The 20,858-nt window shown below is 43.1% G+C and carries 20 protein-coding genes; all 20 read left to right on the forward strand.

Annotated features, from left to right (window positions below):
* Positions 1 to 15: 15 nt before the first annotated feature.
* The 20 genes from ADINL_RS16150 to ADINL_RS01150 all read left to right on the forward strand — a co-directional run bounded on the left by ADINL_RS16150 (position 16) and on the right by ADINL_RS01150 (position 20,852).
* Positions 16 to 1,224: a glycosyltransferase gene (locus tag ADINL_RS16150; protein ID WP_036542815.1), complete on the forward strand. Its 1,209-nt coding sequence runs from the start codon at positions 16 to 18 to the stop codon at positions 1,222 to 1,224.
* Between the two features lie 31 nt (positions 1,225 to 1,255).
* Positions 1,256 to 2,377, forward strand: coding sequence for a GDP-mannose 4,6-dehydratase (gene gmd, locus ADINL_RS01060; protein ID WP_193364954.1), 1,122 nt, complete (start codon positions 1,256 to 1,258; stop codon positions 2,375 to 2,377).
* Positions 2,378 to 2,383: 6 nt separating this feature from the next.
* Positions 2,384 to 3,349 (forward strand): GDP-L-fucose synthase, encoded by a 966-nt coding sequence (gene fcl / locus ADINL_RS01065; RefSeq protein ID WP_036543167.1) that lies wholly within the window; start codon positions 2,384 to 2,386, stop codon positions 3,347 to 3,349.
* 44 nt (positions 3,350 to 3,393) lie between these two features.
* Positions 3,394 to 4,809 (forward strand): mannose-1-phosphate guanylyltransferase/mannose-6-phosphate isomerase, encoded by a 1,416-nt coding sequence (locus tag ADINL_RS01070; RefSeq protein ID WP_036542817.1) that lies wholly within the window; start codon positions 3,394 to 3,396, stop codon positions 4,807 to 4,809.
* 9 nt (positions 4,810 to 4,818) lie between these two features.
* Complete coding sequence (locus ADINL_RS01075; RefSeq protein ID WP_036542820.1) at positions 4,819 to 5,574, forward strand: glycosyltransferase family 2 protein; 756 nt, start codon at positions 4,819 to 4,821, stop codon at positions 5,572 to 5,574.
* A gap of 104 nt (positions 5,575 to 5,678) precedes the next feature.
* Positions 5,679 to 6,692: a UDP-glucose 4-epimerase GalE gene (gene galE, locus ADINL_RS01080; protein ID WP_036542822.1), complete on the forward strand. Its 1,014-nt coding sequence runs from the start codon at positions 5,679 to 5,681 to the stop codon at positions 6,690 to 6,692.
* 2 nt (positions 6,693 to 6,694) lie between these two features.
* Positions 6,695 to 7,657, forward strand: coding sequence for a UDP-glucose 4-epimerase family protein (locus tag ADINL_RS01085; RefSeq protein WP_036542824.1), 963 nt, complete (start codon positions 6,695 to 6,697; stop codon positions 7,655 to 7,657).
* Positions 7,654 to 8,205, forward strand: a complete 552-nt coding sequence (locus ADINL_RS01090; RefSeq protein ID WP_204368177.1) for a sugar transferase — start codon at positions 7,654 to 7,656, stop codon at positions 8,203 to 8,205. The genes ADINL_RS01085 and ADINL_RS01090 overlap by 4 nt, the downstream gene beginning before the upstream one ends.
* Before the next feature lie 8 nt (positions 8,206 to 8,213).
* Complete coding sequence (locus tag ADINL_RS01095; RefSeq protein WP_036543170.1) at positions 8,214 to 10,109, forward strand: polysaccharide biosynthesis protein; 1,896 nt, start codon at positions 8,214 to 8,216, stop codon at positions 10,107 to 10,109.
* A 109-nt stretch (positions 10,110 to 10,218) separates the two neighbouring features.
* Positions 10,219 to 11,217: a UDP-N-acetylglucosamine 4,6-dehydratase (inverting) gene (gene pseB, locus ADINL_RS01100; protein WP_036542829.1), complete on the forward strand. Its 999-nt coding sequence runs from the start codon at positions 10,219 to 10,221 to the stop codon at positions 11,215 to 11,217.
* Positions 11,217 to 12,374: a UDP-4-amino-4,6-dideoxy-N-acetyl-beta-L-altrosamine transaminase gene (pseC, locus tag ADINL_RS01105; protein WP_036542832.1), complete on the forward strand. Its 1,158-nt coding sequence runs from the start codon at positions 11,217 to 11,219 to the stop codon at positions 12,372 to 12,374. Before pseB ends, pseC begins: the two co-directional genes overlap by 1 nt.
* Positions 12,371 to 13,990: an aldo/keto reductase gene (locus ADINL_RS01110; protein ID WP_036542835.1), complete on the forward strand. Its 1,620-nt coding sequence runs from the start codon at positions 12,371 to 12,373 to the stop codon at positions 13,988 to 13,990. Before pseC ends, ADINL_RS01110 begins: the two co-directional genes overlap by 4 nt.
* 5 nt (positions 13,991 to 13,995) lie before the next feature.
* Positions 13,996 to 14,796, forward strand: coding sequence for an SDR family NAD(P)-dependent oxidoreductase (locus ADINL_RS01115; RefSeq protein ID WP_036542838.1), 801 nt, complete (start codon positions 13,996 to 13,998; stop codon positions 14,794 to 14,796).
* 8 nt (positions 14,797 to 14,804) lie between these two features.
* Entirely contained in the window at positions 14,805 to 15,872 is a 1,068-nt protein-coding gene (gene pseG, locus ADINL_RS01120) for a UDP-2,4-diacetamido-2,4,6-trideoxy-beta-L-altropyranose hydrolase (RefSeq protein WP_036542843.1), read from the forward strand.
* Complete coding sequence (locus ADINL_RS01125) at positions 15,862 to 16,515, forward strand: formyl transferase (protein WP_036542846.1); 654 nt, start codon at positions 15,862 to 15,864, stop codon at positions 16,513 to 16,515. The genes pseG and ADINL_RS01125 overlap by 11 nt, the downstream gene beginning before the upstream one ends.
* A gap of 52 nt (positions 16,516 to 16,567) precedes the next feature.
* Complete coding sequence (locus tag ADINL_RS01130; RefSeq protein ID WP_084154333.1) at positions 16,568 to 17,503, forward strand: ATP-grasp domain-containing protein; 936 nt, start codon at positions 16,568 to 16,570, stop codon at positions 17,501 to 17,503.
* 12 nt (positions 17,504 to 17,515) lie between these two features.
* The gene (locus ADINL_RS01135) at positions 17,516 to 18,550 is read left to right on the forward strand and encodes an N-acetylneuraminate synthase family protein (protein WP_036542848.1); all 1,035 of its coding nucleotides are present in this window, start codon (positions 17,516 to 17,518) and stop codon (positions 18,548 to 18,550) included.
* Positions 18,550 to 19,404: an NAD-dependent epimerase/dehydratase family protein gene (locus ADINL_RS01140; RefSeq protein ID WP_161667718.1), complete on the forward strand. Its 855-nt coding sequence runs from the start codon at positions 18,550 to 18,552 to the stop codon at positions 19,402 to 19,404. The genes ADINL_RS01135 and ADINL_RS01140 overlap by 1 nt, the downstream gene beginning before the upstream one ends.
* On the forward strand, positions 19,388 to 20,188 hold the full coding sequence (locus tag ADINL_RS01145) for an inositol monophosphatase family protein (protein ID WP_051632450.1): 801 nt from the start codon (positions 19,388 to 19,390) through the stop codon (positions 20,186 to 20,188). The genes ADINL_RS01140 and ADINL_RS01145 overlap by 17 nt, the downstream gene beginning before the upstream one ends.
* Positions 20,181 to 20,852 carry a PIG-L deacetylase family protein gene (locus ADINL_RS01150; protein ID WP_036542854.1) on the forward strand — a complete coding sequence of 224 codons (672 nt, stop codon included), beginning with the start codon at positions 20,181 to 20,183 and terminating at the stop codon, positions 20,850 to 20,852. The genes ADINL_RS01145 and ADINL_RS01150 overlap by 8 nt, the downstream gene beginning before the upstream one ends.
* Positions 20,853 to 20,858: the final 6 nt, after the last annotated feature.

The raw sequence follows: 20,858 nt of genomic DNA on the forward strand, positions 1-20,858 counted from the left end.
GTGTAAATAATTATCGTGAAAGTTGCGTTGATAAATACAGTTGTTGATCGTGGTGGTGCTGGTCGTGTAGTAACTGATCTTCATAAAACTATTAATGCTTCTGGTTATGATGCCTATATTTATTATGGGCGTGGAGCTCAGAATCAGGATAATTCAATTATAAAGTTTGCATCAAATTTTGAGTTTATATCTCATGTTGTCGCCACTAGATTTTTTGACGCTCATGGTCTTTTATCTATCTGTGCTACAAGGCGATTAATTGAATGGCTTGATGAATTGAATCCTGATGTGATTCACCTTCATAATGTTCACGGTTACTATCTTAATTATGAGATTTTTTTTGATTATTTGAAAAGTCGAAAAATACCATTGGTTTGGACTCTTCATGATTGTTGGTCTTTTACTGGCCACTGTGCGCATTTTGAATATTCAGCATGTTATAAATGGATGACTGAATGTTATAGGTGTCCCCAGTCTAGAGAGTACCCTAAGGCCTATCTTGATAGATCTCGCATTAATTTTAAAAAGAAAAAAAACAGCTTTACAGGTCTTTTTAGCTGTGAGGTGGTAGTGCCTTCTAAGTGGCTTAAAAAACATTTCGATAAATCATTCCTAAATATTTACAATTCTCATGTAATTAACAATGGAATTGATCTTGATATTTTTAAGAGAAAGGAAAGGGTCGATTATAGTAGTATTGGGCTAGATGGTGATAAAAGAATTATTTTAGGGGTTGCTAGTATCTGGAGTATAAAGAAGGGGGTCTCTATATTTTCCGAAATGTCTCATTTTTTATTTGACGATGAAGTTCTGGTTTTGGTTGGTAGAATGCCTAGTCACTACAAAAATAATTTTTCTGAAAATGTTATTTTTATTGATCAGACTAATAGTGTTGATGAACTTGTTAGTATTTATTCGTGTGCCGATGTGTTCGTTAACCCTACACTTGAGGATACTTTTCCTACGACTAATATTGAAGCTATCGCGTGCGGATTGCCGATTGTGACTTTTCCAACGGGCGGAAGCCCAGAGACAGTTGATTTTCGCTATGGTTTGGTTTGTAACCCTACAGCAAACGATGCAATTGATGCAGTTCGATCATTATATGATTTAGATGAAGAGTCTTTGATTAGCGAATCTAGAAAGCATGCAGTAAGTAATTTTAATAAGTGGGACCGCTTTCAAGAGTATATAAATTTATACGAAGTACTCGCTAATAATTAAAAATTTATTTTGAATAAAAAAGAGTTTTTTGATGATTAAAAAAGCATTAATCACTGGTGTGACGGGGCAGGATGGGTCTTATCTTGCAGAGTTTCTTCTTGAAAAAGGCTACCAAGTTCACGGTATTAAGCGTAGAGCTTCTTCTTTTAATACCCAGCGAGTGGATCATATATACCAAGATCCACATGTTGATAACCAGAATTTTATTTTGCACTACGGTGATTTGACGGATTCCTCTAACCTCACACGTATTCTCCAGGAAGTGCAGCCGGATGAAGTGTATAACTTGGGTGCTCAGTCTCATGTTGCCGTATCCTTTGAGTCACCGGAATATACCGCTGATGTTGATGCGATGGGCACATTGCGTCTTCTTGAAGCTATTCGTCTGCTAGGTTTAGAAAAGAAAACGAAGTTTTATCAGGCCTCCACGTCTGAGTTATATGGTCTGGTGCAAGAAATCCCGCAGAAAGAGACTACCCCCTTTTATCCGCGCTCACCCTATGCTGTAGCCAAGCTTTATGCATACTGGATCACGGTTAATTACCGTGAAGCCTATGGTATGTATGCTTGCAACGGTATTTTGTTTAACCACGAATCCCCGCGCCGTGGTGAAACGTTTGTGACTCGTAAAATTACCCGAGGTTTGGCCAACATTGCTCAAGGGTTGGAACAGTGCTTGTATATGGGCAATATGGATGCATTGCGTGATTGGGGGCATGCTAAAGATTATGTTCGCATGCAATGGATGATGCTGCAGCAGGAAGAGCCAGAGGATTTTGTTATCGCCACGGGCGTTCAGTATTCTGTGCGCCAGTTCATTGAATGGTCTGCCAAAGAGCTTGGTATCATCCTACGCTTTGAAGGTCAGGGAGTGAATGAGGTGGCTGTGATTGCAGCAATTGAAGGAAACAAGGCGCCTGCACTGAAGGTGGGAGATGTTGTCGTACGGGTCGATCCACGTTACTTCAGACCTGCAGAGGTAGAAACCTTGCTGGGTGACCCGTTAAAAGCTAAGGAAAAACTAGGTTGGGTGCCAGAAATCACCATTCAGGAAATGTGCAAAGAAATGGTTTCTGAAGATTTGAAAACGGCCCAGCGTCACGCACTACTCAAAACACATGGTTATGCAGTACCGGTCTCGGTGGAGAATTGATTGTTTATGAGTAAGTTGCGTATTTACATTGCAGGTCATAACGGCATGGTAGGTTCTGCACTTGTGCGCCAGCTACAGTCGAACCCTGACGTTACCCTGATTACGGCCGGCCGCTCCGAACTGGATTTGACTAACCAGGCAGCAGTCCAGAATTTTTTTCAAAAGCATCAGATTGATCAGGTGTATCTGGCTGCTGCCAAGGTGGGAGGAATTCACGCTAACAATGAATACCCGGCTGAGTTTATCTACGAAAATTTGATGATCGAAGCCAATATTATTCATTCAGCTCACCAAACGGATGTGCAGCAGTTGTTGTTTTTGGGATCCTCTTGTATTTATCCCAAGCTAGCCGAACAGCCAATGACAGAGAGTGCCCTTCTGACCGGTACGTTGGAATCCACTAATGAACCATACGCCATTGCCAAAATTGCCGGTATTAAACTATGCGAAAGCTATAACCGCCAGTACGGACGAGACTATCGCAGTGTAATGCCTACAAACCTGTATGGCCCAAATGACAACTTTCACCCACAGAACAGCCATGTGATACCCGCTATGATGTACCGGTTCCATGAAGCTAAGCAGGCTGGTGCCGATGAGGTGGTTATTTGGGGTAGCGGTACCCCGATGCGAGAGTTTTTACATGTGGATGATATGGCTGCTGCCAGCGTACATGTGATGAACCTAAGTACTGCTACTTATGAAGCTAATACTCAGCCGATGCTCTCTCATATCAACGTGGGTACAGGAGTGGATTGCACCATCCGTGAGTTGGCTGAAACTATGAAAAGAGTAGTAGGCTTTGATGGTAAATTAGTGTTTGACTCCAGTAAACCGGATGGTGCACCGCGTAAACTCATGGATGTATCCCGTCTAAGAGCACAGGGTTGGCAGGCGTGTATTAGCTTGGAAGCTGGGTTAATGCAGACCTATAAATGGTTTCTTAAGCACCAGAAGGAACTGCGCCACTGATGCTGGAGTTCACTTGTATCAAAAAATTATTCTGAAGGATTAAAATGCTTCTCCCCGTCATCATTGCTGGTGGTACAGGTTCGCGTCTCTGGCCACTATCCCGTCAGTTAAAACCCAAACAGTTTCTTAAACTTTGTGGTGATGCAACGTTATTACAACAAACTCTTCGTCGTCTTGATGGTTTAGAAGCGACTTCGCCAGCTATCATCTGCAACGAAGATCATCGCTTTATGGTAGCAGAACAGCTGCGGCAGCTGGAGGTTAAGGATGCTATTATTCTGCTGGAGCCTATGGGGCGTAATACTGCACCAGCTATTGCTCTGGCAGCATTAAACGCAATACAGACTAGCCGAGATCCTATTTTATTGGTTTTGGCAGCGGATCATTTCATTGCGGATCAGTGTGCATTTCAGAAAGTTGTGCTGGAGGCTAAAAAATTAGCTGAACAGGATAAGTTAGTTACTTTCGGCATAGTGCCAACTCAACCGGAAACAGGTTTTGGTTATATCCAGCGAGGTGATGATCTTCCTATTACTGGTTATAAAGTAGCTCGCTTTGTGGAAAAGCCAGATCTGATGCGCGCTCAGGAATATCTGGAATCGGGGGATTACTACTGGAACAGTGGTATGTTTATGTTCAAGGCCAGCGTATACCTGAAGGCTTTGGCTAAGTTTCGTCCTGATATTCTTAAAGCCTGCAAAAAATCCTTGCAGCAGGGGCAGCAGGGGCAGCAGAGTATGGATTTTGTGCGGGTCGACGCTGAAGCTTTTGCACAATGCCCTGAAGACTCAATTGATTACGCGGTGATGGAAAAAACCGACGATGCTGCAGTCATTCCACTGGATGCAGGTTGGAGCGATATAGGTTCTTGGTCGGCTCTGTGGGATATTGGTAAAAAAGATGCCCAGGGTAATGTTTGTGAAGGCGATGTTCTATTACTTAATAGTGAAAACAGTTTTGTTTATGCAGATAGTAGGCTAATCACCACTCTCGGTATTGATAACCTTATGGTGATTGAAACAAAGGATGCCGTGTTGGTAGCTCACAAAGACCAAGTGCAGGATGTTAAAAAAATTGTTGAAATGCTCAAACAGTCTGGCCGCAAAGAGTATATAAGCCATCGCCAAGTATACCGACCCTGGGGGGTATATGACTCTATTGAAAATGGAGAAAGATACCAGGTTAAACGCATTACTGTAAAACCTGGTGCCAAGCTCTCGGTGCAAATGCATCATCACCGTGCGGAGCATTGGATCGTAGTCAGTGGTACGGCTAAAGTGACCAAGGGTGGAAAAACTTTTTTGATGACGGAAAATGAATCCACCTACATATCTATCGGTGAGGTTCATGCATTGGAGAATCCGGGTACAATCCCATTGGAATTGATTGAGGTGCAGTCCGGTAGTTACTTGGGAGAGGATGATATTGTGCGATTTGAAGACCAATATGGTCGTGTTTGAGGGTACAGTTTGAAAATCTCACTTATTACTGTGTCTTTCAATAGCGGAGAGACTATTCGTTCCACGCTGGATTCCATAGCTGCGCAGAATTATCCAGAGTTAGAGTACATTCTAGTGGATGGAGGTTCTAAAGATGATACATTGGATATTGTGCGAGCATACTCTGATTTGGTAACTGAGTGTATATCAGAACCGGATAGCGGAATTTATGATGCTATGAACAAAGGGGTTCTGCATGCTACTGGAGAGATAGTCGGAATTCTTAATTCGGATGATTTTTATCTGCATGGAGAAGTTCTCCGTGAAGTGTCTGCCTTGTTTGCTTCTGATCCTCAGTTGGAGGTTGTATTAGGTGATGTGGACTTTGTACACGAAGATAACCTGAATCAGCCAGTGCGCAACTATCGCACAGGTAATTTCAAGCCTTGGATGTTTCGTTTTGGGTTAATGCCTCCACATCCTGCTGTGTTTGTACGAAAATCTGCTTATGAGCGAGTAGGGCTTTACAAACTGGGCTACAAAATAGCGGCTGACTTTGATTTTCTTGTTCGTCTGTTGCTTGTAGATGGTGCAAAGTACCAGATTGCTCATAAAACCTGGGTGAGGATGCGTACAGGCGGGGTGAGTACTTCTGGGTTGAAGAGTAACATACTTTCAACGCAGGAAATGAAACGTTCCTTAATAGAAAATGGCTTGTTTTCTAGTGGTATGTTACTAATGTTTAGACTGCCCTATAAAGTGATTACACAGATTATTGGCAAATAAATAGCCTTTTATGGTTTTTTATATTTAAATTTCGATTTTTTAATGTTTTTCTTAAGGTTAATTCTGTTGTGTAAAATAAAAAATTTTTATATGGGAGAGTATTTTTGATTTTAGTGACCGGTGGTGCTGGCTATATTGGTTCACATACCTGCTTGGAGCTGCTGGCTTCAGGATATGAGGTCGTGGTACTTGATAATCTCTCTAACTCCTGTGTTGAAAGCTTGCAGCGAGTGAAAAAAATTGTAAATGGTAAGGTCTCGTTTATTAAAGGTGATATTCGAGATAAAGTTAGTTTACGTCGTATTTTCTCCCAATACTCAATAACCGCTGTTATTCATTTTGCCGGATTTAAGGCTGTTGGTGAGTCAGTTGAACAACCCTTGCGTTATTATGATAATAATGTCGGTGGAACTCTTTGCTTGCTAGGTGTAATGGCAGAATATGGTTGTAAACAATTAGTTTTTAGTTCTTCCGCGACAGTCTATGGTGATCCTTCTAGCGTGCCGATCCGTGAAAATTTCCCAGTATCGGCAACTAACCCGTATGGTAGAACTAAATTGATGGTGGAAAATATTCTAAGAGACTTGGCTGCAAGTGATAGCCAATGGTCTATTGCGTTGCTACGCTACTTTAATCCTGTCGGGGCTCATGAGTCTGGTTTAATTGGTGAAGATCCCAATGGTATTCCAAACAATCTAATGCCTTATATTACCCAGGTGGCAGTGGGAAAACATGACTCTCTGTGTGTATTTGGGGGTGACTATCCCACGTTTGATGGTACTGGTGTACGTGACTATATCCATATAGTAGATCTTGCTAAAGGGCACCTCAAAGCTTTAGCCGCTCTTGAACTTGAAACAGGGGTGCTTACAATTAACTTGGGTACTGGACGCGGTTATTCGGTACTGGAGGTGATTGCAGCATTTGAAAAAGTTTCAGGGTGTAAAATACCTTATAGATTTGTTGAACGTAGGCAGGGTGATGTCGCGCAATGTTATGCTGATCCGAGCTACGCAAAGTTAGTTCTTGGTTGGCAAGCTGAATACGGAATTGAACGTATGTGTCAAGATGCCTGGCGTTGGCAGATATGTAACCCTGAGGGTTACAAGAGTGCATAATAATGGGTAAGAATATCCTTCTCACAGGCACCACTGGTTTTATTGGGCAGGCAGTATTTGATGATCTGAAGCAACAATCAAAATATAATGTATCGGTGTCTTTACGTAAAATTGATGATAAGTATAAGGAGAGTAATGTATTTGTTGTTGGAGACCTAGCAGCTGGAGTAGATTGGTCTGCTGCATTGTATGACCAACAGTTTGTAATTCACATCGCTGCCCGCGCCCACATTATAAGAAATGATGTTCCAGATCCTTTGTCTGAATATCGAAAGGTCAATGTAGATGGAAGTCTAAACTTGGCATGGCAGGCAGCTAAGTCAGGTGTGAAGCGCTTCATTTTTATCAGTTCCATTGGTGTAAATGGTAACATCAATACTCGGCCATTTACCGAAGAGGATGCACCAAATCCAGCTGAACTCTATGCTCAATCGAAATGGGAGGCAGAACAGGGGCTTTGGAATATTCAGCGTGCAACAGGTATGGAAATTGTAATTATTCGTCCTCCGCTTGTTTATGGCCCCAACGCTCCTGGTAACTTTGGCAGTTTGATGCGTTGGGTTGAAAAGGGGGTGCCCCTGCCCCTAGGTGCAATTCATAACCGGCGTTCACTGGTTGCACTGGATAATCTCGTAGATTTAATCATCACCTGTATTGATCATCCGGCAGCGGCCAATCAGGTTTTTCTGGCAGGGGATGGGCAGGATCTATCGACAACTCAGCTACTAAAAAGTGTTGCGACAGCCATGGGTAAACCCTCACGGTTGATACCTGTACCGGCCAGTTGGCTGATGCTCGCTGCTACACTGTTGGGTAAACAAGCGATGGCTCAGCGCTTGTTGGGTTCCTTACAGGTGGATATTTCCAAAGCACAAACGTTATTAGGATGGCACCCTCCCGTGTCAGTAGAAGAAGGTTTGCGTCGTTGTTTTATGGATTCTGAAAATACGAGGAATGGATGTTGATTCGGTTATGTGATGTGGTGTTTGCTGCACTGGGGTTGGTGTTTGGTGCACCAGTATTGTTATTGCTGACCTTGATTGGTTTTTTTGATACAGGCTCTCCTATTTTCAGACAGGAACGGGTCGGACGGAAGAAAAAGCCGTTTATACTGGTGAAGTTTCGCACCATGCGCAAGGACACAGCCTCTGTATCCAGCCATTTAGCCAGCGCTGATGCAATAACGCCTTTTGGCCGCTTTTTGCGCCGTACCAAACTGGATGAATTGCCACAGCTTTGGAACGTTCTGAAAGGCGAAATGAGTCTTGTAGGACCTCGCCCATGTCTATTCAATCAGGAAGAGCTGATTGCTGAGAGAGACGCGCGTGGTGTATTTAATGCCCGGCCTGGTATAACGGGTTTGGCTCAGGTTCAGGGAATTGATATGTCGACGCCGGTATTGCTGGCCGAAACGGATGCGCACATGATGAAATCATTAAACCTGACAGCCTATTTCCGATATATATTGCAGACTGTCACAGGCAAAGGGCAGGGAGATCGTGTGAGGTCATGAAACAGGTCATGAAACGAGCGCGTTTGCATGTCAAACTGATGACATTGCACCGATCTTATAAGCGACTCTTAATGGTGGCTGCAGACGCCGTCGCCTTGCCATTGGCACTTTGGTCTGCCTATACCTTGCGTTTTGCCGATCCCTGGCCGGAGTTCTATCTTTATCCGGCTGCCTGGCTGTTTGTCATCTTGCCTGTTGTCGGCATTCTGGTGTTCATTAAACTGGGATTATACCGTGCAGTCGTACGTTATATGGGGGCCCAAGCCATCTGGACGGTGGCATTTGGTGTATTAATACTGTCCCTGCTGCTCTGGGCTGCGGCATTTGTGCTGCAGATCAAACCCTTTCCACGCTCGATTCCAATCAACTTCGCATTGGTTGCGATGGTCTATGTCGGTGGTAGCCGACTGTTGATGCGAAGCTACTATCACTGGTTATTAAATCATTTCCTGAACAAGGACTCTGTGCTGATTTACGGTGCGGGCGGCAGTGGGGTGCAGTTAGCCAAGGCGTTGGATGGTAGTCAGGAACTAAGCTGTGTTGGCTTTCTGGATGATGATCCTTCACTGTGGCGCAGCTCGGTTGCAGGTTTTACGGTGTATGATCCTTCTCGCATCGCAGAACTGATTGAAGAGCAGCAGATTACCTCTGTGCTCTTGGCAATGCCATCTGCACCTCCAAGAGTACGTAAACGTATTCTGGACCGTCTGGCGGATTACCCTGTACATGTACGTACGATTCCAGCCATGCATGAGATCGTGTCGGGTGTATCTGTAGCCAGTTTGCGGGAAATCGAAATCGAAGACCTGTTAGGGCGTGATCCGGTTCCACCGATTCAGCCGCTGATTGATGCCAGTATTCGTGACAAGGTTGTGCTGGTGACCGGAGCTGGCGGCTCAATTGGCTCGGAGATTTGCAAGCAGGTACAGCAACACCAACCCCGGTTGTTGTTACTCTATGAACAAAGCGAGTTTGCGCTTTACTCAATTGAACAGACTTTATCTGCGTTTGGGGCGGAGTGTATTCCAATTCTGGGTTCTGTCTGCGACCGCCAACGTGTGGATGATGTACTGCAGCGTTTTGCGGTACAAACCATTTATCATGCCGCTGCCTACAAGCATGTACCGCTGGTGGAACACAATGTGTTGGAAGGGGTTCGCAACAATGCTCTGGGTACGCAAGTGATGGCGGAAGCGGCTTTACAACATGGTGTTGAACGTTTTGTACTCGTCTCGACTGACAAAGCGGTGCGTCCGACTAATGTCATGGGAGCGACCAAGCGTCTGGCTGAGTTGATACTGCAAAACCTGGCCAGCCAGTCGCCCAAGACGATCTTTTCCATGGTGCGCTTCGGTAATGTATTGGGGTCGTCTGGGTCTGTTGTTCCTTTGTTCCGCAAGCAGATCGAGTCCGGTGGTCCGGTGACCGTTACCCATCCAGATATCACGCGTTACTTTATGACCATTCCGGAAGCGGCATCTCTGGTGATTCAGGCTGGATCTATGGCAAAAGGCGGTGATGTCTTTGTACTGGATATGGGGGAGTCGGTACGTATTGTGGATCTGGCAAGACGAATGATTCGTCTGATGGGCTACGAGGTACTGGATGATAAGCATCCGGATGGTGACATAGAGATCACCTTTAGTGGTTTGAGACCGGGTGAAAAGCTCTATGAAGAGTTGCTTATTGGTGATGATGTTATTGGCACAGAGCATCCCAAAATCATGCGGGCATTGGAAGAAACACTACCGCCAGAGGTGCTGAGCCAGATTCTGGTTGGGCTCAACACAGCGTTGCAACAGCGTAACTGTGTCGATGCCCGACAGTTGTTGCAGCAGGCCGTGTCTGGCTTTAAACCCACGGCCAAAATCGTGGATTGGCTGGCGGTTGAGCAGGTTAAATAGCGGAATACACGACAGATAATCATGGTGCATTTTAACTGTACCAGCATCGTATACGGTCAAGTACTCTTTGAATTCACGTAGTACCATTAAATGTTTTTTGGGGGCTTGTATGTTTGCGGATAAGGTTGTTCTGGTTACTGGAGGGACAGGCTCTTTTGGCCATACTTTTGTACCGATGACTCTGGCCAGATACAATCCAAAAAAAATTATCATCTTCTCCCGAGATGAAATGAAACAATGGGAGATGGCCAAGAACTTTCAGAATGATCCCCGTGTGCGCTTTTTTATTGGTGATGTCCGTGATCGGGACCGCTTATATCGAGCATTGGATGGTGTGGACTATGTCGTCCATGCGGCTGCTACCAAAATTGTGCCCACAGCTGAATACAATCCTTTCGAATGTGTGAAAACCAATATTGATGGCGCTATGAACTTAATAGATGCATGTATCGATAAGAAGGTTAAAGGTGTTGTAGCCTTGTCTACCGATAAGGCAAGCAGCCCGATTAATTTGTATGGTGCAACAAAGTTGGCGTCCGATAAGCTGTTTGTTGCAGGTAATCACTATGCTGGCGGTAAAGGAACCCGATTTTCTGTTGTGCGTTATGGCAATGTAATGGGGTCACGTGGCTCAGTGATTCCTTTCTTTATGTCTATAAAAAACAAGGGTGTATTGCCGATTACTGATGAGCGTATGACCCGTTTTATGATTTCTCTGGAACAGGGGGTTGAGCTGGTTTGGCATGCTTTTGAAGACATGGTAGGTGGAGAGATTTATGTTAAAAAAATTCCATCTATGAAGGTGACTGATCTTGCACGTGTCATTGCTCCTGAAGCCAAGCAGGAAATTGTAGGTATCAGGCCAGGCGAAAAACTGCATGAGCAAATGATCAGTTCAGAGGATTCATATTTTACATATGAATATCCAGAGCACTTTAAAATCTTGCCTCAAATTAATAACTGGGATAAGGATGCTAATCGCATTAAGGATGGCAAAAAAGTCTCTGAGGGCTTTGTCTATGCAAGTGATAATAATATCGAATGGATGAGTGATAAGACGTTACAGGCGTGGATAGATGCTAACCGTGAGAAGATCGGGAGTATCTGATGATTCCATATGGACGGCAGGATATTATCCAGGCGGATATAGATGCTGTTGTTGAAGTACTGCAATCTGATTTTTTAACTCAGGGACCAATGGTTCCGCGTTTTGAAGAGGCTGTATCCGCTAAGGTTGGCGCTAAACATGCACTGGCTGTAAACAGTGCGACAAGTGCTCTGCATATCGCTTGTATGGCACTGGGCTTAGAGCAGGGTGATTGGCTGTGGACTACTCCAGTGACGTTCGTTGCCTCCGCCAACTGTGGGTTGTATTGTGGCGCCAGAATTGATTTTGTCGATATAGATCCTCGTACATATAACCTTTGTCCCCTGGCACTTGAAGAAAAATTAATTGCGGCTGAGCGGGCAGGCATTTTGCCAAAAGTGTTGGTTGCCGTTCACCTGAGTGGGCAGTCATGTGATATGCAGGCGATTTATGCTTTATCGCAGCGGTACGGGTTCAAAATCATTGAGGATGCCTCGCATGCCATCGGGGGTAAGTATCAGGGTGAATATATTGGTAATTGCCGCTTCAGCGATATCACAATATTCAGTTTTCATCCTGTGAAGATCATTACCACTGCTGAAGGCGGTATGGCGTTGACAAATAGTGATCAATTAGCCAAAAAAATGAATCTGCACCGTAGTCATGGCATCACGCGCGACCAGAGTCTGATGACTCACCCATCGGACGGGCCCTGGTATTACCAGCAGGTTGAGCTGGGATATAACTACCGTATGACTGAGCTTCAGGCGGCACTGGGTATGAGCCAGTTGACACGGCTGGACAGATTTGTTGCGCGTCGCCATGAACTCGCAAAACGCTATGATGAGTTACTAACGGACTTGCCCGTGACAACGCCCTGGCAACACCCGGACAGCTACTCAGGGCTACATCTGTATGTGATTCGCCTGCAGTTGGAGATGATCAATCAAACGCACCGCCAGGTATTTGAAGCGCTACATGCAGCTGGTTTGGGTGTCAATTTGCACTATATCCCCGTACATACTCAACCTTATTATCAACGCATGGGCTTTAATGCAGGAGATTTCCCTGAAGCTGAAAGGTACTACGCTGAAGCGATCAGTATTCCCTTGTTTCATAGCATGACGGATGTACAGCAAGAAGAGGTGATTCAAATTCTTGATAAGGTGTTGTCGTGAAGAGTGTTGCTGTAATTCAGGCTCGAACGAATTCATCACGTTTGCCGGGTAAGGTTTTACTTCCAGTTAAGGGTATGCCTCTGGTCGTTCTGGCAGCCAGGCGCGCTGCCAATACCGGTCGACAAGTCATTGTTGCCACATCACTAGAAACAACAGATGACTTTTTGGCTGAAACTCTCCAGATACATGGTATCTCTAGTTACAGAGGCAGTCTGGATAATACCCTTGAACGATTTGTAACAGCTCTCGAAGATTACAATGACGAGACTCCGGTTTTTCGTTTGACTGCAGATAATGTACTGCCTGATGGTGCATTGCTGGATGAGATTGAGCAGTATTTTATTGAGCATCATCTGGACTACCTTTGCTGCAATGGAGAAAAATCCGGGTTGCCATATGGAATGAGTGTTGAGTTGACGCGCCTGCGTCACCTGAGAGATGCTGCCGCATCAACCACTTGCAAATACGACCAGGAACATGTAACTCCCTATATACGTCGTAAGTTTGGTGAGTATTATTTTGAAAAGTACAGAGAGCTAAGCAAGGGACATTTTCGCTGCACAGTCGATTGTCTTGATGATTACCTGGCTATCCAGCAGTTATTTTCTGATATTGATGACCCAATTCAGGTATCGGCCTTTACGTTAGTTGAGCAACTTGGTTCGTGCTCATATCAACCTTGGCAACGGATACCTGCCAGAAAGCTGGTGTTAGGCACCGCACAACTTGGTATGCAATACGGCATTGCCAACCTATCTGGAAAGCCTGATCAAAGCATGGCAGAGCAATTGATTAAATCAGCTATTGCCAACGGGGCAGCCTTCATCGATACAGCCCGCGCTTACGGTAACAGTGAAGAGGTTATCGGTACCGCACTGCGCTCTGGTTGGGAGGGTAGGTCACGCGTAGTGACTAAGCTATCACCTCTTACTCACTGCCCGGTGGATGGGAACCAGGAGGTGATTGATGCCTTTGTTGATGCAAGTATATATGCGTCATGCTCATCTTTACGTATGCAAAGACTGGATGTGCTGATGCTACATCGTGCTTCGCATATGACAGATTGGAATGGCGCAGTTTGGAAGCGGCTTTTGCAGCACAAAGCAAAGGCGACTTTTAATGCACTAGGTGTCTCCGTTCAGAGTCCAGCAGAGCTGGAGTTGGCATTGGCTTCACCTGAGGTAGGCTTCATTCAGATGCCATTTAATGTGCTCGACTGGCGCTGGGATCAAATGATTCCCAAAATCATCGCACAAAAACAGCAACGAGATGTAGTGATCCATGTGCGTAGCGCACTTCTACAAGGACTGCTACCTAGCAAGTCTTGCGAATACTGGCAAAAAGCTAATGCCGCACAACCAGAAAACATCATGGAGTGGCTTGCTGAACAGACACAAAACAACGGTAAAACGAGTATTGCAGATTTTTGCTTAAGCTTCGTAAAGTCATTCAGTTGGGTGGATGGGCTCGTTATAGGTATGGAAACTCTGGATCAGCTTGCTGAAAATGTAAAAATACTATGTGGAGACGATTTTTCACAGCAGGAGATAGCTTCAATCCTGGCTACTCGCCCTAAACTTGAAGAAAACTCACTTAATCCCTCCTGCTGGAGATAGAAAACATGGAAAAAGGCGTAGAAATTTTCTCCCTAAAGGGGAAAACTGCCCTAGTCACAGGTGCGACTGGGTACCTGGGTACGGCAATGGCATTTATTCTTGCCGAGGCGGGAGCCACGGTTCTGATCAATTCACGTTCAAAGGAACGTAGCGATCAGCTGGTTGCCAGACTCCAGATTGCAGGACATCAAGCCGAGAATGCGGCCTTCGATATTACATCACAAAATGAAGTAGATCGGTTCGTTGCCAGTCTATCCGAGCGCTGCATACATATCCTCATCAATAATGCCTATGCCGGTGGTTCAGGCAGTATAGAACTCAATAGTACAGAGGCTTATTCGGCGAGTTACGATGTTGCGATGATATCGGCTCACAGACTTCTTAAAGCATTACTGCCGAATCTACGAAATGCTGTGCGGCAGTGTGGTGATGCCTCCGTGATCAATCTTGCTTCAATGTATGCCCTGGTAAGCCCTGATCAACGGATTTACGATACTAAAAGTGGTGTGAATCCTCCTTTTTATGGGGCCGCTAAGGCCGCCTTGTTGCATTGGACGCGCTACGCCAGTTGTGAGTTTGGCAGTGAAGGTATTCGGGTTAATGCTATCTCACCGGGCCCTTTTCCTTCGGAAGCAGTTCAACAAGCAAATCCTGCGTTTATTTCAAGACTCAGTCAAAAAGTTCCAATGGGTAGAATTGGAGTCGCTGATGAGATCAAGGGACCAACGCTGTTTTTGGCTTCCAGTGGATCGTCTTATGTTAATGGTGCCAACCTTGTCGTCGATGGTGGCTGGACTTGTTGGTGAGTAAGGTAATGAGTACAAGAGCCATCTTTAGAGTCGATGCTTCAGTCCAGATAGGCACAGGCCATGTGATGCGTTGCCTGACGCTGGCTAATGAATTGGCTGAGCAAGGTGTAGAATGTCATTTTATCTGTCGTGAGCACCCTGGACACCTGATCCCTTTAGTTGCAGAACACGGACATCAGCTGCATGTTCTACCCTGTGCTGCCACCACTGATGATCTGTCAAAAGGGCTGGGAGAAACTCAAGCTACTGATGCCTGCCAATCTATAGCCATTATTCAAAATTTGCTGCCTGAATGGTTGATAGTGGACCACTACGCATTGGATTATCATTGGCAAACACTACTACGTCCTTACTGTAAAAAAATTATGGTGATTGATGACCTGGCTGACAGACAGCATGAGTGTGACCTCCTGCTAGACCAGACCTATGGACGTGATCAACAAGATTATAAGCCGTTAGTACCTGCACAATGTGAATTACTTTGTGGGTCACAATATGCGTTACTCAGGCCGGAATTTTCTCAGTGGCGGCAATACAGCCTGGAGCGCCGTCAACAGGGTAAACTACAGCATCTGCTTATTAATCTGGGCGGTGTTGACAAAGACAATATCACCAGCCAGATTTTGAATGCATTACAAGGCTGCCCACTGCCTAATGACTGTAAAATTACCGTGGTAATGGGGTCTACTGCGCCTTGGGTTGATGTAGTCAAACAGCAAGCCAGACAATTACCTTGGATAACTGAGGTAAAAGTAGGTGTGGAAAATATGGCTGAGCTAATGGCGAATAGTGATCTTGCTATAGGGGCCGCAGGGGCTACTTCCTGGGAGCGTTGCTGTTTGGGATTGCCGACTATTATGGTCATATTGGCTGAAAACCAGCGTGTTATTGCAGAAAACCTAAACAGAGCAAAAGCTGGAAAGCGAGTTTATATTGAATCTATTAATGAAGATCTTTCAAAGGTTTTTATTAATTTATCAAATGATGCAATGAAACAAATTTCATATCATGCAACTCGTATCTGTGATGGCTTGGGCAGAGTTAAAATTGCAAGGTTGATTAGTGGACGCTAATAATAGAGTAACAATACTTGTAGATAATGACTCCTGGATTCTCCCTTATGCGCTGGAGCTTGAAAAAGCCTTGCGACAAGCCGGGATCGAAGCAGATCTGGTACGCTCTCCAGAAGGCATTCATGAAGGTTGGGTATGCTTTCTTATCGGGTGTGTACATATTGTCAAAGATCAATACTTAAGAAGAAATAAGCATAACCTGGTTGTTCATGAAAGTGATCTTCCAAAAGGTCGCGGTTTTGCACCTATGGCTTGGCAAATTCTTGAAGGGGCTAACACTATACCCGTTTGTTTACTTGAGGCGTCGCCAGGTGAGCCTGATGCTGGGAATATCTGGTTAAAAGACCATATCACACTGACTGGAGATGAAATGCTACCAGCCTGGCGTCAACTCCAGGGAGAAAAAACCTTAGAATTATGTTTACGCTTCATTGATGAGTACAGTAGTTTGAATCCATTACAGCAAGTCGGTGAACCGACTTGGTATAGACGGAGAACGCCTGCTGATAGCGAGCTTGATCCAGAGAAATCCTTAAGAGATCAGTTCAATCTTCTGCGTATAGTTGATAATGACCGATACCCTGCCTTTTTCAGGGTTGGGGAGAAAAAGATCATTGTTAAATTATCTGATAGTAGCAGTTGATTATTTATTAACATCATTATGCTGTGAAGATTAATTTGAGAAGTATGATTTTATGAAAATTAATAAACGATTATTGTTCACAGGTGGTGGTGGAGCTGGAAATGAAGCAATATGGAAGTTTTTAAAAAATAAATATGATATGTATTTTGCAGATTGTGATATTAGTAATATTGATCCGGATATACCGGAAGATAGAAAAATAGAAATACCTAAAGCTTGTGCTTCTGATTTCATAGATAGATTGATTGATATTTCTAATGCTTACGGTATTGATTTTGTTATACCAAGTGTTGATGAAGAGTTAATATTGTTTTCGAAAAACAGAAATTTGTTTGCTTGTGAAATATATGTTCCTGATGAGGCTTTTATTTCTCAAATGCTTAATAAGAGATTGTGTGCAGAGCTAATAAGGATTTCAGGCTTAAGTGCACCCAGAACAGAGCAAGTAGATGAATGGAAAAGCTTAAATTTTCCAATGATTATTAAGCCTAAAACCGGGAGAGGTTCCCGTGGTGTTATGACGATTTCATCAGAAGAAGAGTTAAATGCATATAGAGTATTTAATCCAGTGCCGGATGAGGATTTGATCGTGCAAGAGCTTATAATTGGTGAGGAATATACGGTTTTAATATCTGCTGACAAAGAAAAAAAATTGAACTGTATAATTCCGGTAAAAGTTGAGCGGAAAAGAGGTGTGACAGTATTGGCATCTATTGATATGAATGGTGCAGTAATTGATTATGCTAAAAAATTTCATGCAAAGTTTCCAACAAGTGGAATATACAACTTGCAATGCATTCTGACAGCTAAAGGTTATGTTTATCCTTTTGAAATAAATCCAAGAATTTCAACAACCTTTTGCATGAGTTTGGCTGCTGGCTTCGATCCTTTTGAAATTTTCACTGCTAGTGTTTCTAGTCTGTTTTTTCCGGAAAAAAAATTTAAGCTTTTTAGAACTTGGAAAAACAGTTTTTTACCAGTTGGATAATTATGGTTTGATATGAATTTTAAAATAAAAGATAAGCATGTAGGGCTAGGTTGTAAAAGCTTTATTATTGCTGAAATAGGCTCTAATCATAATCAGGATTTCGAGTTAGCGCTTAATCTTATTGATAAGGCTGCTGAAGCAGGCGTCGATGCCGTTAAATTTCAAACTTTTAGGGCAGATGCTCATGTGTCAAAATTTGCTGAAATGCCTTCGTACTTAAAAGGCTATGAAAATATTCATGAATTAATTAAAAGCTTAGAGTTAAATCGTGATTGGCAAAAGCCACTAAAAGAGTATGCTGAAGAAAAGGGTTTGATATTTTTTTCATCACCTTGTGACTATGAAGCTGTTGACCAACTAGAAAAAATAGGTGTACCAGCTCACAAAGTCGCATCGTTTGATTTACCAGATTTAGATTTGATACGGTATATTGCAAAGACGCAAAAACCAATATTGCTCTCTACAGGTTTAGCTGACTGGATGGAGATACAGCGAGCTGTAGATGTTTGCAGAGAGGAAGGAAACAATCAGATTTTACTGTTTCAATGTACTTCACTATATCCAGCACCAGCGAACCTATCTAATTTAAAAGCAATGCAGACTATGCGTGATAATTTTCAGGTTGTTGTTGGATATTCGGATCATACACTTGGAGATAATATCCCGGTAGCCGCTGTGGCTATGGGAGCATCAGCCATTGAAAAACATTTCACGCTTGATAGAAAGATGAGTGGACCTGATCATGCTTTTGCTATTGAGCCAGACGAATTAAGGATTATGGTGCGGAAAATCAGGGAAGTTGAGTCAGCTATTGGTGATGGCTCTAAATCCGGACCAAGAAATGAAGAAATGGACATGTTTCACAAAGTTCGTAGAAGTTTGCATGCTTCAAAAGATATAAAGAAAGGTACTGTGATTACTGAAGATATGCTTGTTTCTAAAAGGCCAGGGTTTGGTGTTCCAATATATTTAAAAGATATAGTGATTGGAAGAGTTGCAAGAGAGGATATAAATAAGGATAGCTGGATTAGCTGGGATTTAATATAGTGCCACGTGTATTGTTAACTGGGTCAAATGGATTTTTAGGATCTAGGCTCTCTGAGTTGATAGAGAGAGAAAAGAGTATTGATTTGATAAAATCCGTAAGAAAAACTGATTCAGAGGTGAGTTCATCCATAAAATGTGACTTGACAAATATTGTTGAGGTGAAAAATATGTTGGATGAAGTTAAGCCTGATATTATATTGAATGCAGCAGCCTTTGTCCCTAAAGCTCAATCTGATTATGAGAGTTCTCAGTCAGATGCTAATGTAGTAATGGTTGAGAATATTATAGAAAATAGTGACGCAATATTCATTAATATATCGTCTATGGCAGTCTATGGTGTTTCAGATAGAGTTTTGCATTCTGAGGATGAAGAAGCCAGGCCAGAAACAGCTTATGGGAAAAGTAAGAATAATATCGAAAATTTATTGAGATGCAACATATCTCCATCTCTATCAATTCGAATTCCTGGCTTGTTTGGTCCCGAAAGAAAATCAGGATTAGTATATAATACATTTAAGGCCTTACACTTTGAGAGACCCCCGGTTTTACCTGAGCAGCCTTTATTGTGGGCGGGGATGGATGTTAGAGATGCTGCTGATTTAATAGTTAAGGTTATGCTGACATGGGATTTTTCTATTATAGATAGAAAGTGTGTCAATATATCTTATCCAGGGCTTTTTTCAATTAATAGTTTTGTAGAAATAGCCGAAAAATTGTTTGATAAAAAAATATCATATAATATAGTCCATCCACTATTTGGTTTTGATTTGCATATGCTGAATGCAGTTGGATTTATGCCTGAAACTGATTTTAGTTCTGCATTGTTGAGGGTGAAATATGATTATGGATTTTGATGATATTAGTGAACTTGTTAACGGTGTGAAGGCTATTGGTGACGAGATTAATAGTTGGCGTTCTGATGCGTTTTTTTTGCAAATAAGAGAGCCTAAGGCATTCAAGACTGAAGCTGATTTAAGAGCAAGTGCGTTGTTGAATGAATTGATTAAGCGGTTTAAAAAAAATGCTGTTGTGATCTCTGAAGAAGACGCTGGTTTTAGCGATATTAGACCGGACTCTTATTGGCTTATTGATCCTATTGATGGTACTGCAAGTTGGTATGAGGGTTTTCCTGGGTTTGTGACTCAGATTTGCTATATTCAAAAAGGAATTCCTGAGATTGGTATTATATATGCTCCTGCTCTAGAGAAACTATGGTTAGGGATTGTTGGTAAAGGTGCTTTTTTAAATGGTACCCGTTTAGAAAAACGAGATGGTGAGTTGTTTGATTCTGGTTTTGTGCTTGTAGATAATTTTCCTGAACCCAAAAGGATTTCAAAAATAATATATGATAATTTTAATGTTATAAGATATATTGAGTCAGGTTCTTTAGGTTTGAAATCATTGCTTGTCGCAGATGGTACATCTGATTTGTTTGTTAAAGATGTAGTTATCCGCGATTGGGATGTTGCGGCAGCCAGTGTTATTTTAAATGAGTTGGGCTGCTATATTTCTGATTTAGAAGGTAACCCCATAAATTATTATGGGTCGCATGAAAAAAATAAAGGATTATTGGTGGCAGCTAATGCCAAATTGGCGAATACTATTATTCAATTTACTAGAGAGTTTAAATGTGTCTAGCGTTATATTAGTAGTTGCCGCTCATGCCGATGATGAAGCGCTTGGTTGTGGAGGTACCCTGGCTAAACATGCTGCTCAGGGGGATTCCGTTTATGTCGTATTTCTGGCGGATGGAGTGACCTCACGTTCAGAGGTGACTCCTGTGGAGCAGAAATTACGCAATGCTGCGGCTGTTCATGCACTTGATATTTTGGGTGTTAAACAAAGTTTCATGCTGGGCTTTCCTGACAACCGTATGGATAGCATCCCGTTACTTGAGATAGTGCAAAAGCTTGAGTCGGTGTTGGAACAGGTAAAGCCTCATGTTGTTTACACACATCATCATGGCGATCTGAATATTGATCATCGTATAGCCCATCAGGCGGTCATGACAGCATGCCGACCTGTACCGGGTACTTCTGTAAAAGAAATATATACGTTTGAAGTTCTGTCATCTACAGAATGGAACACACCGGGTTTAACCCCGTTTATACCGAATGTGTATGTTGATATATCTGAATATCTTGATATCAAGATTCAAGCAATTTCTGCATATGCGATGGAAATGCGTGATGCGCCTCATAGCAGATCTATGGTGAATATCCAGCAACAGGCAGGCTATCGAGGATATTCTATGGGATTATATTCCGCCGAAGCATTTAGTCTAATTAGAATGATTTTATAGGTCGAA

It is taken from the genome of Nitrincola lacisaponensis (assembly GCF_000691225.1).
GTDB lineage: Bacteria > Pseudomonadota > Gammaproteobacteria > Pseudomonadales > Balneatricaceae > Nitrincola > Nitrincola lacisaponensis.

Excerpts from the sequence above, each read along its gene's own strand:
- gmd (WP_193364954.1), top strand. The coding sequence starts at position 1,256 with ATGATTAAAAAAGCATTAATCACTGGTGTGACGGGGCAGGATGGGTCT.
- fcl (WP_036543167.1), top strand. The coding sequence starts at position 2,384 with ATGAGTAAGTTGCGTATTTACATTGCAGGTCATAACGGCATGGTAGGT.
- ADINL_RS01070 (WP_036542817.1), top strand. The coding sequence starts at position 3,394 with ATGCTTCTCCCCGTCATCATTGCTGGTGGTACAGGTTCGCGTCTCTGG.
- ADINL_RS01085 (WP_036542824.1), top strand. The coding sequence starts at position 6,695 with ATGGGTAAGAATATCCTTCTCACAGGCACCACTGGTTTTATTGGGCAG.
- ADINL_RS01095 (WP_036543170.1), top strand. The coding sequence starts at position 8,214 with ATGAAACGAGCGCGTTTGCATGTCAAACTGATGACATTGCACCGATCT.
- pseB (WP_036542829.1), top strand. The coding sequence starts at position 10,219 with ATGTTTGCGGATAAGGTTGTTCTGGTTACTGGAGGGACAGGCTCTTTT.
- pseC (WP_036542832.1), top strand. The coding sequence starts at position 11,217 with ATGATTCCATATGGACGGCAGGATATTATCCAGGCGGATATAGATGCT.
- ADINL_RS01115 (WP_036542838.1), top strand. The coding sequence starts at position 13,996 with ATGGAAAAAGGCGTAGAAATTTTCTCCCTAAAGGGGAAAACTGCCCTA.
- pseG (WP_036542843.1), top strand. The coding sequence starts at position 14,805 with ATGAGTACAAGAGCCATCTTTAGAGTCGATGCTTCAGTCCAGATAGGC.
- ADINL_RS01130 (WP_084154333.1), top strand. The coding sequence starts at position 16,568 with ATGAAAATTAATAAACGATTATTGTTCACAGGTGGTGGTGGAGCTGGA.
- ADINL_RS01135 (WP_036542848.1), top strand. The coding sequence starts at position 17,516 with ATGAATTTTAAAATAAAAGATAAGCATGTAGGGCTAGGTTGTAAAAGC.
- ADINL_RS01145 (WP_051632450.1), top strand. The coding sequence starts at position 19,388 with ATGATTATGGATTTTGATGATATTAGTGAACTTGTTAACGGTGTGAAG.